6 protein-coding genes are annotated in these 12,600 nt (G+C 54.0%); 4 read left to right on the top strand and 2 right to left on the bottom strand.

Features of this window, described 5'->3' with window-relative positions; genetic code table 11:
• Nucleotides 1-28: 28 nt before the first annotated feature.
• Nucleotides 29-2,146: a serine hydrolase gene (locus tag MKY96_RS05590; protein ID WP_340939052.1), complete on the top strand. Its 2,118-nt coding sequence runs from the start codon at nucleotides 29-31 to the stop codon at nucleotides 2,144-2,146.
• Between the two features lie 726 nt (nucleotides 2,147-2,872).
• Here the strand turns inward: MKY96_RS05590 and MKY96_RS05595 are convergent.
• Complete coding sequence (locus tag MKY96_RS05595; RefSeq protein WP_340939053.1) at nucleotides 2,873-3,862, bottom strand: ankyrin repeat domain-containing protein; 990 nt, start codon at nucleotides 3,860-3,862, stop codon at nucleotides 2,873-2,875.
• A gap of 525 nt (nucleotides 3,863-4,387) precedes the next feature.
• On the bottom strand, nucleotides 4,388-8,113 hold the full coding sequence (locus MKY96_RS05600; protein ID WP_340939054.1) for a glycoside hydrolase family 9 protein: 3,726 nt from the start codon (nucleotides 8,111-8,113) through the stop codon (nucleotides 4,388-4,390).
• 320 nt (nucleotides 8,114-8,433) lie between these two features.
• Here MKY96_RS05600 and MKY96_RS05605 point away from each other — a divergent pair, with 320 nt between their 5' ends.
• From MKY96_RS05605 to MKY96_RS05615, 3 genes are all read left to right on the top strand, one after another.
• Nucleotides 8,434-9,801: a response regulator transcription factor gene (locus MKY96_RS05605; protein WP_340939055.1), complete on the top strand. Its 1,368-nt coding sequence runs from the start codon at nucleotides 8,434-8,436 to the stop codon at nucleotides 9,799-9,801.
• 91 nt (nucleotides 9,802-9,892) lie between these two features.
• Complete coding sequence (locus MKY96_RS05610; RefSeq protein ID WP_340939056.1) at nucleotides 9,893-11,563, top strand: sensor histidine kinase; 1,671 nt, start codon at nucleotides 9,893-9,895, stop codon at nucleotides 11,561-11,563.
• 88 nt (nucleotides 11,564-11,651) lie between these two features.
• Complete coding sequence (locus MKY96_RS05615; RefSeq protein ID WP_216857130.1) at nucleotides 11,652-12,587, top strand: ABC transporter permease; 936 nt, start codon at nucleotides 11,652-11,654, stop codon at nucleotides 12,585-12,587.
• The last annotated feature ends 13 nt before the right edge of the window (nucleotides 12,588-12,600 follow it).

Raw genomic sequence — 12,600 nt, forward strand, 5'->3', positions numbered from 1 at the left:
GTTATTCTATGGAAATGGAGTGAATTGAATGAAACTATCATTGTTGCGCCGCCGCTCTGCCTTTTGGACGAGGACCGTGCTATCGGCTGCACTGGTTCTGACACTTACGGCTCCGGCTGTTCAGGCCGCCGCCGTTCCCCCTGCTTCGGCCCCTCCGGCAGCTGCCACTGCAGCGGCCAAGCCGTTGACAACAGAGAATGCTGCGGCCTTCCTCAAGCAATTCTTCAGTTCGGATGCGGTGAAAGCGCAGCTATCCGGTGCGGTTGTTGTGGTGGTGAAGGATGGCAAGACGGTTATCGAAGAAGGCTTCGGATTCGCGGATAAGGATGCCAAAAGTAAGGTAGACCCTGACAAAACAGTCTTCCGTCTGGCCTCGGTATCCAAAACCTTCACTGCGACTGCCGCCATGCAGCTCGTTGAGCAAGGCAAGCTAGATTTGAAAGCGGATTTTCAAGTCTATACCGGTCCGATGGCCTTCGATAACCCCTTCGGGGTTCCGGTAACTGTGGGGGATCTGCTGACCCACACCACCGGCTTCCGCATTCAAGACCCGCTGCCGGAAGACATCAATGAGGATTTCACCACCAAGGTGTCCATTGAGGATTATGTGGTGAAGCATATGCCGCCGGTGGTTCGTGAGCCGGGCACTTCCTACATGTATGACAACTTCGCTTCGCTGCTGCTCGGTCTGGTGGTGGAGAAGGCCAGCGGTATGCCTTATGAGGATTATATGCAGCAGCATGTCTTCGCCCCGCTGAAGATGGATTCAAGCGGCTTCCTGCTGGAAGGCAAGCTGAAGGACAATCTTGCTACAGCCTATGACGCCACAGGCAAAAAGGTTGATCTCTACAACGTGACGCCAACCGTGATGCCGCATGGCGGCATGTTGTCCACCGGCGATGATGTCGGGAGGTTCATGACAGCTTTTCTGAACGGGGGAGCAGCGGGTACGAACCGCATCCTTAAGGCAGATACCGTACAATCGATGGAGGAATACCGTTCTTCCATTCACCCGATGCTGCCGAATACCACTTACGGCTTTGAATCGGCTTTCCAGCTTCCCGGCGCTGGCAGCAGCCCGAAGATTATCACCAAGGCCGGTGATTTGATTGGCTTCAGCTCTTATATGTTCCTTATTCCCGAGCAGAATACCGGGGTGTTCATTGGCTATAATCAGCAAAGTGCACTGCGTGAGCTGTTCTACCCGGCCTTTATCCAGACGTTCTTCCCGCAATATGCCGCACCGGTGAAGCTGGATGCTTACAAGCCGATGAGTGCTGATGCACTGAAGGCATTCACCGGCTACTATGCGGATCTCCGGATCAAGAGTCTGGTATCTACAGTGTCTGTGCAGAATGGTGCGCTAACCATTAATGATGCTTTGCTGGGTTCCCGCAAGCTGATCCAGATAGATGATAATCTGTTCAAGGATGAGCTGACCGGCAAATTAACGGGCTTCGCCATGAAGGATGGCGGACAAAGCGCGTATATGAAGGAGCCTTACCTCAATCCGTTCAGCTATGCCCAGAAGGGGCCGGACGGCGTTGGTTATGCCGACGTTCCTGCCAGCCATGCTTATGCCACTCCGGTGCGGATGCTCCAGTCGCTGGGGTATCTGACGAATGATGCCACGGTGAGCTTCCAGCCCGACTCGGGCGTTACGCGCGCCCAGTATGTGCGGCTGATGCTGGAGAGCAGCGGGCTCAAAGGAAGCACTACTGAGAAGCTGGCCTTCCCGGATGTGAAGGGTCATCCCGATGCCGCTTACATCCAGCAGGCGGTTGAGCTGGGAATGATTGAAGGAACGGCTAGCGGAGAATTTCAGCCGGACCGGGTGATCTCCCGCCAGGAGGCGGCAGTCATGATCTGGAGACTGTACAGTGTGCAGTACCCGGATAAGCTGTTCGAGAAGGTGAAGCTGTCCGGCACTACGGACAAGTGGGCCGTTCCGGCGGTGAAAATGGCCGTCGCCCTGGGTCTGTACGGACCGGACTTCAAGCCGGATGCCAAGGGCGCTGTGGACTACAAGTCCAGAGCCGCGCTGAGCAAGAAGGAGAACGCCGCCATCTTGTATGCGTTGTTCACGAACCCGATCGATCAGATCGTCGCCAAGCTGTCGCAGCAGGCTGGGGGCGGAGGGAAGTAAGAACCTGTGCTTACAGCAGGTATGAATAGTGTGCCGGAGCTTCCGGCGACAATGAACACAGGACCAGCCTTGAGCTGGTCCTGTTTCGTTGTGGGCTACCATTCCGTATAACGGCGGGCATGGGGCTAGATGAGTAGATGAGTAGATGAGTAGATGAGGAAATGAGGAAATGAGGAAATGAGAGGGATAAATCCCATTGGTGAGAGTGAAAGTGGGCGGTATGAGGAAATGAGAGGGATAAATCCCTTTGGTGAGGGTGAAAGTGGGCAGAATGAGGAAATGAGAGGGATAAATCCCATTGGTGAGAGTGGAGATGGGCAGAATGAGGAAATGAGAGGGATAAATCCCATTGGTGAGAGTGGAGATGGGCAGAATGAGGAAATGAAGAGCACTAGTGCACCTGATTGCGCCGAAAGCGGGCGATATGCTGAAATGAAGAGCACTAGTGCACCTGATTGCGCTGAAAGCGGGCGATATGCTGAAATGAATAGCACTAGTGCACCTGATTGCGCCGAAAGCGGGCGATATGCTGAAATGAAGAGCACTAGTGCACCTGATTGCGCTGAAAGCGGGCGATATGCTGAAATGAGGAGCATTAGTGCACCTGATTGCGCCGAAAGCGGGCGATATGCTGAAATGAAGAGCACTAGTGCACCTGATTGCGCCGAAAGCGGGCGATATGCTGAAATGAAGAGCACTAGTGCACCTGATTGCGCCCAGCGCAACTTACAGATGTGCGGACTGGGCACCCAGGCTCTCAAGCCATGATGCCAGTTCAGTGGCATGGCTTCGGTTGGCGGCGTCCAACGGAGTGAGGCCGTCCCATGGGGAGGGCCAGTTCAGCTCGGCTCCCCGAGCGAGCAGATATTCGGCGGCGGCGCGTTGTCCGCCGTGGCAGGCACACCAGAACGCTACGTTTATCTCGTCCGGTGCTGCTGAAGCGGAGCTTGCACCCCACGGGTAGCGGCGCGGAAGCGGATGTCCGGCGTAGTGTGCCTCCATCGCATCTAGCAGACCGAGTGCCGCCGCGTGCCAGAGTGCAGGCTGCGCGCCGCGCTCCACCAGCCGCTGCGCCGCCCGCCACTGCGCGAACGCCACAGCATCGTCCAGCGGGGTTCCGCCGGCGATGACTGCGCCGGGTGCCTCGATGTCGGCACCAGCATCGAGCAGCAGGTCCAGCACCTCGACATCGTCACAGCTTGCTGCCCAATGCAGCGGCGTCTCGCTGTGCGGCCCGCTGAACTGCGCATTTACCTCTGCGCCTGCCTCAATGAGCACAGTGACAACCGCTGCATTATTGGGATAATGCCCCGGCCAATCGGTGGCAAAATGCAGCAGCGTGCGCGACATCCCGCGATTAGTGCCTCCGCTAGTATTATTAGTCCCAGCCTCGCCACTATCAGCTTTGCCAGGGTCTTCGCTGCTAGCCCCAGTGTTGCTAATGTCCCTGCCGCCAGTCTCAGAGTTAGCAGTGACTTCATGACTAGTCTCAGCATTGCCAGAGCCCGCGCTGCTAGTTTCAGCATCGCCAGTCTCCCCGCTGCCTTCATTACTTGCACGCCCCGCTTCAGTCCCAACAATCCGGGCTGTAGCGAGCCCCGGGTTACTAGCCAGCAATTGTGTCAATCCCGGCACATCGCCGTTACGAATCGCCTGTACCACAGACTTCGCCAGCGGATTGTCAACAGTCAGCCACATGATATCTTCATCACTCATCGTAGAACCCCTCCGTTCATTCGCTATCACTCCAGTCCTCCACATCCTGTCAAAAAGTCTGCGGCTTGTAGCTGTGACAGCCGTGATGTTACAGCGATGCACCCTGGTAACTGTGCTGTCAGACTGCACCGCTGTACATGACAATAGTATACCCTTTCTAAATTTCGCCTTCAAACTCGCAGCTTCCCTTCCTTGGAAGCGCGGAACATGCATTGCTCTACACTAACCTTATGGCTCTACATTAATCGCATAGCTCTTCACTAACCGTGTGGCTCTACACTAATCGTATGGCTCCTCACTAACCGTGTGGGTCTACACTAACCGCATGGCTCTACACTAATCGTATGGCTCCTCACTAACCGCATGGCTCTACACTAATCGCATAGCTCCTCACTAACCGTATGGCTCTACACTAATCGCATAGCTCCTCACTAACCGTGTGGCTCTACACTAATCTTGTACCTCTACACTACTCTTATGGCTCTTCTTATTGTCCTCCACTATTCTTTTTGTCCCTCACTTATCTTATAGCCCTTCACTAACCTCCGGCCCACTCTGCACCCCGGTGCTTACCGCATCCGTGAAGGTGTCTGTGGTGTGGAAGTAATAGGAATGCTGGCCCGGGGGCAGCTTGGTCTTGTATTGATAGATTCGGCCGTCTGCATAATTATTGTCACTTGGATTGGCAGGCTGCATGGTACGGACTACGCCGTCCAGAATCAGCTCCATGGCGAACGGAGCCTGATTATCGGCATCCGTATAGGTGACAGTGAAGGTATACTCTGTTTGCGTAGTGCCGGTAGTGTGATTTACCTCTCCTGCGGTCAGCGTGGGCACGCTTCCGCTGACTTTATTGGTCGCTTTGATCTCGTCAACCAGCATTTGTCCCGGAGTGACTGAATTTTGCTTCAGCCAGATGGACATCTTCAGGGCTTTTTTATCAATGGCCGGGGTTAGGGCGTTCAGATTGAATTGCAGGTCGCTCCAGTCGGAGGGTACCTCGATCCATCCGCCGGTCAGATTATAGGTTCGTTTGCCGTCACTGAGCTCAATCCGGGTCCTGAGATCAGGGGAGGCAGGATTCTTCAGCGTAACATTCAGATATTGATAGCCGCTCAAATCGACCACATCGTTCCACGGCTGGAATTTGGCCGCTGAGTTCACACTTGCCGGGGTCTGGCTGAACTGTCCGGCGGTACGACCGTCTGCGGTTACCTTGGTGAACGTCCCTGTGCCGCCGTTCTGGTTATACCAGTTGACCCAGGTGGTGTTGGCCGCTGAACCGCCCCAGAACCCGCCGCCTCCGAAATCATCATATAACAGCGGAGTGGAAGGGTCCGGCAGAGCCGGTGCCACGGTGTAATGTGTGGAGCTGTAGGTGTAGCCGCCGGAAGGGTCTTTGGCGCGGACATCGACTCTCCGGTTCGTATAAGGCAAGGATTGGCTCTCATCAATGACCGCAGCGTAGACAGCGCCGCTTACCGAGGAATACACATTCCCGGAGACAGTCATCGGCTGATAGGGCAATCCGGTTGCCGCATATTCCACATCGCTCAGCCCTTCCCCCGCCTGGGCAAAAACAGTCACCTCTCCCCGTACCCATTCCCCAATCACCGGAGAGAGGACCGGCAAGGCAGGCGGAACCTCTGCATAATCTGCACCTGTCCCCGGCGTAGCGCTTAATCCCATGACTGTATAGAGCAGTCCGGCTTGGATGCTAATACTGAATTCGTTGTACCGCCACTGGTTCGTATCATCCAGATAGAGGGAACGGTCCTCATACCACGGGCTTACACTGCTTTTATTCTTAGGGTCCTTCATATTAGGTCCGCTGACCATCGCCCCCGGAAGAATAATCCCGGTATCTCCGGGCGTATTGGATTCCTCATTGTAGCGGGTATGCGGGAACATCACATGATGGGTGCCAATGCCCGATACCCAGCTGATATTCCATGGATTCTCTCCGAACACCCAGTACATTCCTTTCACCACTGCCTGAAGTGCTGCCGGGTCACCGAATAATTCGTAATACCGCAGCAGGTCCCCCAGATAAGAAGCATGAGGCTCGTTCACCCCGAAGTTCTTGAACTGGTTCAGGACTCCATACGGGGTATCATCGGACATGGAGAGGAAGTAATCCGCCTGCCCCTTCAGCAGACTGTGAATATGGGATTGCGTGGCCGCATCGGCAACCGGATAGAATTCAGCCATGGACATTGGACTCATATCCCAATAGTTAGTCGAGGAGATGTCGCCCAGAGTCAGCGCGTTGATGGTAGCTGTAGCAGCATTCTTGTACTTGGCTTCGCCGGTCAGCAGGTACAGCTCCACATCTGCCAGCAGCTTGGAATTAGGGATGCCTCCTCTGGTGGAGTAAGATCCGATGGGACCGTCAGGGTTGGCAACCACATATTCATAAAAGGTGACCGCCGCGTTCTCGCATTGATTGGCGAAATCCGTCAGCTCCGCAATTTGGGATGCCGCGATATCACCTTCGCTAATCGCAGTACGGATGGCCCTCGCTGTGGCGGCAAGCGTGCCTGCGGACTTAGCGGAGCCGCCGACACTCAGGTCCGTCAGCTTCCGGTCATCGGCGGTGCCGGAGACATTGTCGGTGGATTTCTCGGGATGAACGAAAGAAGCATTATTCCGCAGATTATACATCTCCCCGCCGAGCTGATCTGCGAACTTAATGAGGTATTCACTGCCGAAGACCGCTTCATCGACCAGGTCCGGGATACCGTTGCTGTCGTTATCGTACTTCACGCTGTCTTGGTCAGCATACCGTGTATAAGCCAAAGCAATCTCTGCGCCGACCCATTGGTTGCCGCCATATTTGCCGTAATCCCCGGCATCATACCAGCTTCCCGTCAGATCATAGTGGGTGAGGCCGTCTGCTGACTGGGCATCATCCAGATGACCTGCGTCATGGTAGAGCTTGGCCGAAGGAGCGACGCTGCTGTAGCCTGCCGGATAAGCGTCACTGGTCGCTACGGAGGCCCGTTGAAGCCGGTAGAAGGCCGTCATTTCATCCTTATATTGGTCCCACAGGTTCGGAGCGATCTCAAAAGAGTAGGAATACACCTGATTACTCCGCACTCGATACTGGTTTCCTGAGTCAGTGACAGGTGTGAAACCGATGGAGTAGACATGCTTGTTCCAATGCAGACCCTCATAGGTCATGGTGCCTGAATAGACCACATTAGTCCCGTCCAGTATTTCATAAGTGGCGTCTGTAACGGTGGTGTCTGAGATGAGCTTGGCATTCTTGAGATCACCTGCGCTATATCCGGCCTGACTCACGGCAATATCAATTACGGAGGAGGCCTGGACAACACTCAGCGTCTGGACACTGGTAGCGACTTCATCCGAGGTCGTATCGGTAGTACGGAAATAGTAGGTATGGGACCCGGCCGGAAGCTTCGTCATGTACCTGTAGCTTTTGCCGTCGGTGTAAGTCTGATCGGCGGGGTCCGTCTCGCGCATGGCATAGGCGGTATCATCAATGATGACCTGGACGGCAAAAGGAGCCTCATTATCCGGGTCGGTATACGTGGCTTCAAAGCTGAAATTGGTGTTCTGGTTGTAGCTGCCGTCCGTATTGGCTGTCATTCCTGCCGGACTTAGCTGGGGAGCGGCCCCGCTGGATGCTGTAGTGAACACAATATCATCGACCAGCATCTCCCCGTAAGTCCCGCCGCCTTGCCGCAGCCAGATTTCCAGCTTCACCTTCTTCTTCTGAAGCTTGGGCGACAAGGCATCAAGATCGAACTGCAGATCGGTCCAGGCAGCCGTGGCGGGAACATAGCCTCCGGTCAGATTGTAATTGGTAATCCCGTCGCTGATGACGACACGAATAAGGGACTGGGCATACCCTGCATTATTCAGCGACAGATTCATATAACGGTAGCCTGAGAGGTCGAAGGTCTCGTTCATCGGCTGAAACTTGGCCCAGGAGGAAGAGGAGCTTGGGGTTTGCGTGAATTTTCCTATGGTGCGGGTGCCTTGTGTGGTCTTGGTGAAGGTTCCGCTCCCGCCGCTCTGATTGAACCAGTTGGTCCAGTTCTGCTTGAACACTCCTCCGCCGGCGAAATTATCATATAAGAGAGGGTGAGCGGGACCCGGCAAGGGAGCGACAGCAGCGGCGGCAGGCCGGGGGGACAGAGCAACACTGCATAGAATTAACAACAGACTGAGGCTTACAGATACGAACTTGTGAAATCTCTGGGGGAATGGACTTCGGATGAACATCGTAGAACCTCCTCATAATGGAATATCGTTAACCCGGCTCTCCTTTCTTTTATATGAAAACGCTTGCAAAAGTAGCATAAAAGAGTTACTATCACTAATCCATGATGAATTACAGGAAATATGTGATCTATACTAGGGGTGTAAAGGGGCTATACCTATGAAACGGGGGACGAATAGAAGATGGCGGCACAACATGCGGAAATAGATCACAGAAAAGCGGAAATAGATCATCTACGCTTATTTATTGCAAGTGTACTGTGGTACACAGAAGAACCTGAAGCTGCCTGGCGATGAATTGGCAATCGAAAGAGGGGGACATCATGTATAAAATTCTCGTTGTGGATGATGAGCCGAGAGTGAGTGCGGGGATCCGGAATTTCCTGCTCACTTCGGAGTTGAACATCACGGAGGTAGAGACGGCCATCAATGGCTTTGAAGCGATTGACTACTTACGGATGGACCATTATGATCTGGTGCTTACCGATATCCAGATGGGCCGGATGAGTGGAATTGAATTAATGGAGAATATCTATATGGAGCAGTGGAATGTTCCGGTGATTGTCATTTCGGCTCATGAGAAGTTTGATTTCGCCAAAAAATCGCTCCGGCTGGGAGCCAAGGACTATCTGGTGAAGCCGGTGGAGCGGACGGAACTGCTGCGGGTAGTCCGCAAAGCATTAACCCAGAAGGAGCTTCCGGAGAAAAGCACGCAGGCGGAGCATAAGCACATCCGGGAGCATTCCCGACGCGAGGAGTGGCTGATGGAGCTGGTTACCGAGCGGAATCTGACGCAGCAGGATATTGAAGAGATCACCGGCGAATTGGGCGGCCTGCTGCAAGGACCCTATTTCGGAGTGATCACCATCCGTATAGATTACAGCCAGGCCGGATTCAGCCGCCAGCAGATTACGCTGCATGACCGCAAGCTGCTGAAATATGCAGCCCTCAATATTATGAACGAAACGTTGTCCGAATGGGACGGCCTAACCTTTAACGGCTTCGGCCATTCGATCATCAGCATCATCCAGTTATCCGCTGAAGATATGGGGGACCCCCAGGTTAGAGTGCACTCCCAGATCCAGATGATCGGGCAGATGATCGCCATGAACCTGAAGCAGCATTTGAATGCGGAGGCGATTATCGGACTCAGCACACTTGGCGGGGGGATCTCCACGCTTCCCGGACTGCTGGAGGAAGCGGATGCGGCTGCCGGGCGGAGCAGTGTTCATCCCGGGCAAAAGGTGTTCTATTATGGCGACATCGTCATGCAGGAGCATCTTAACAGAGAGCAGCAGCAGACGGATTCGGCGCAGCAACAGCCGCAGGACCCGGCCGCAGACCCGAGTGTCATCTCACGGATTACTAGCTACATCCAGAACCATTACCGGAATCCGGCGCTGAAGATTCAGGATATCTCCGAGGAGGTCCATTTCAGCGCGGCCCATCTGGGTTATATTTTCAAACGCGATATGAAAACCAACCTCTGGGACTATGTGACCGCACTGCGGATGGAAGAGGCCAAGCGCCTTATGATTGCTACCGACAAGAAGCGGTATGAGGTTGCCTATGCGGTAGGGTATGAATCGCCGGAGCACTTCAGCCGGATGTTCAAGCGGGTGCTGGGCCTCACTCCGGCAGAATTCCGCAAAAAGGCCAGAGGAGGGGACCGGGCTGAAGCTGAAACCTAAACTCAAACTCAAGCTCAAACATAAAGTCATCCTCGCCTTCCTGCTCTGCATCGTTCTCCCTTTTATCGTGGTGGGCTGGATTTCAGCTTATGTGGCGCTTCACACCATCAAGGAAGAGGTCGGCAGTACCACCCTGCAGCTGGTGAAGCAGAATCATGTGACCCTGGACAAAACGATATCGGCGATCAATGACCGGACGATCACGCTGCTGGATAATCATTTTTTCAGTAATCCGGCGGGGTACAGCTTCTGGACGGGAATTGATACCCTGAATGAAATCCAGCAGGCCGACAACATTCTGGAGAGCTGGTCTACCGGCGGTACGGAATATGCGATATATATGAAGAACATTGAGCGCAGAGATACGCCGTTCGATCTGTCCCATAAGACCAAAGGGTTCAAATATCTGGATCAGGTGAACAGCGGATTGCCGGATGTGATGGTCAAGCAGATGGATGTCAGCGGGGCAGGGGCGCTGCGCGTCATGCCTTCAGCTACGGGCGAGCGAACGGTCTCCTTCATGCGCAGTATTCTGAATCCCCGGAATTATAACGAAGCGATCGGGCTGCTGGTCGTCCATAAGGTTGAGGTGATGCTGACCCGGGATATGGTCTCGGTGGAGCTGCCTGCTGCGGCCGGAGCTTTCTTATTCAATGATAACGGGGAGCTGCTGATGTCCACCGGGTCAGGCAGCATTTCTGCGGCCGAAATTGACAAGAACGTAGAACCGGACGCCGCTTACGGCTATACCTTCGCACAAGAAGGCGGGGAGGAGTGGCTCTATGCGTATTCGGACAGCTCCAGATTCCACACCCGGTTATTGTACAAAATCCCGCTGGCATCCATAACCGGCAAGCAAGTCTGGTTTCAAAAGCTGCTGGTGCTCATCTCCTTTGTTTTTCTGGCTTTTGTCCTGATGTTTGTTCTCTATCTGGTAAGACTTGTCGTCAAGCCGGTCGTGAAGCTCGTCTCTGTGATGAAAATTTATGAGCCCGGCATTAAGCTGCCGTTGTCCGAGGAGCCGCTCCGGCATGATGAATTCGGCATTTTGCAGGGATCATTTGTGAAAATGACCCGCAGGCTGGACCATTCGATTGAAGAAAACTACGGGATGAAGCTGAAGCAGAAGGAATATGAGCTGCTGATGCTCCAATCCCAGATTACCCCCCATTATCTGTACAATACCCTGGACTCGATCTACTGGTATGCGCTGGATAGCGGAAATGTCGAGGTAGGAGAGATGGTCAGGGACTTGTCCATGCTGCTGCGCATCGGACTTAGCCGGGGCCGGACCATGATTACGGCCGGGGAAGAACTGGAGCATGCCCAGGCGTATACCCGGCTGCAAACCAAACGTTATCCGGGTACCTTTGAGGTCTGTTGGCAGATTGAGGATACCTTGAGGGACTATGAGACGCCCAAGGTCATTATCCAGCCGCTGATCGAGAATGCTATTCTTCACGGCGTACGCGGGATGGACGGAGAAGGAGAGATCCGGGTCTCGGCTGTTCAAGCGGAAGGAACGCTCCGCTTCATCGTAGAGGATAACGGGCATCTGCCGGTAGATCTGGAGGAGCTTGCCGCCATTCTGCGGGAAGAGCATAGTGCAAGAGGCTACGGCATCCGCAATGTACACCAGCGTATCCAGCTTCATTACGGGGAGGCCTACGGGTTAACCTATGAGCGAAGCGGGGAGGGATGGACACGGGCGATCATTACCTTGCCGCTGCGCCGGACGAAGACCGAGCCTGGCGGCAACTGAGTGATAAAAGATCACATTTTTACGGGAATCCATCATCGAAGCTGTGGCGGGATGGTTCTATAATTAGTCCATGAAAGGAGTAATGGACATGAGTAGAACCACCGGATTCTCAAGATTTATCCATGCCATGTGGAAGTACAAGGCGCTGACACTGATGCTGCTGCCTGCAGTGCTTGTCCTGCTGGCGCACAGCTATCTGCCGATGTTCGGCATCTTTATTGCCTTCAAGAATGTGAATTATCTGGACGGGATTTGGGGCAGTCCCTGGGTAGGGTTCGATAATTTCCAGTTCCTGTTCTCCTCGGGGGATATGTGGAGAATTGTAAGAAACACGCTACTGTACAGCTTGACCTTTATGATTATGAACCTGGTGCTGTCGGTATCGATTGCGGTAGCCATCAATGAGATCCGGCGGCGGCTGCTGGCGAAGGTGTACCAGAGCTTCATCATCCTGCCGCACTTCCTGTCCATGGTAGTGGTGAGTTATCTCGTATACGCTTTCCTGCAGCCGGATCACGGCTTCATTAATGCAACAGTGCTTAAGGCCTTCGGGCAAGATCCGGTCTTCTGGTACTCGGAGAAGGAATATTGGCCTTACATCCTGGTGTTTGTCAACGCCTGGAAGCATGCGGGCTTCGGCGCAGTGATCTATATCGCGGCGATTGCCGGAATTGATCCGGAATATTACGAGGCGGCGCTGATTGACGGAGCTTCCAAGTGGAAGCAGATTACGCATATCACGCTCCCTTTTATACGGCCGGTCATCATTATTATGACGATTCTGTCCATGGGCAGCATCTTCAGCTCCGACTTCGGTCTGTTCTTCCAGGTGCCAATGAATTCAGGAGCGCTGTATCCGGTAACAGATACCGTTGATACGTATGTCTACCGCGCCCTGATGCAGCTCAATGATATCGGGATGTCCTCGGCGACGGCGCTGGTCCAATCGGTGGTGGGCTTCATTATGGTCATTGCCACCAACAGTATGGTCAGACGGATTGACCGGGAACAGGCATTATTCTAATCAAAGGAGAATC

Origin of the sequence: Paenibacillus sp. FSL R7-0302, from assembly GCF_038006885.1 — a bacterium.
Classification (GTDB): domain Bacteria; phylum Bacillota; class Bacilli; order Paenibacillales; family Paenibacillaceae; genus Paenibacillus_AQ.

Coding starts and splice junctions, on each gene's coding strand:
- MKY96_RS05590 (WP_340939052.1), top strand. CDS start 29: ATGAAACTATCATTGTTGCGCCGCCGCTCTGCCTTTTGGACGAGGACC.
- MKY96_RS05595 (WP_340939053.1), bottom strand. CDS start 3,862: ATGAGTGATGAAGATATCATGTGGCTGACTGTTGACAATCCGCTGGCG.
- MKY96_RS05600 (WP_340939054.1), bottom strand. CDS start 8,113: ATGTTCATCCGAAGTCCATTCCCCCAGAGATTTCACAAGTTCGTATCT.
- MKY96_RS05605 (WP_340939055.1), top strand. CDS start 8,434: ATGTATAAAATTCTCGTTGTGGATGATGAGCCGAGAGTGAGTGCGGGG.
- MKY96_RS05615 (WP_216857130.1), top strand. CDS start 11,652: ATGAGTAGAACCACCGGATTCTCAAGATTTATCCATGCCATGTGGAAG.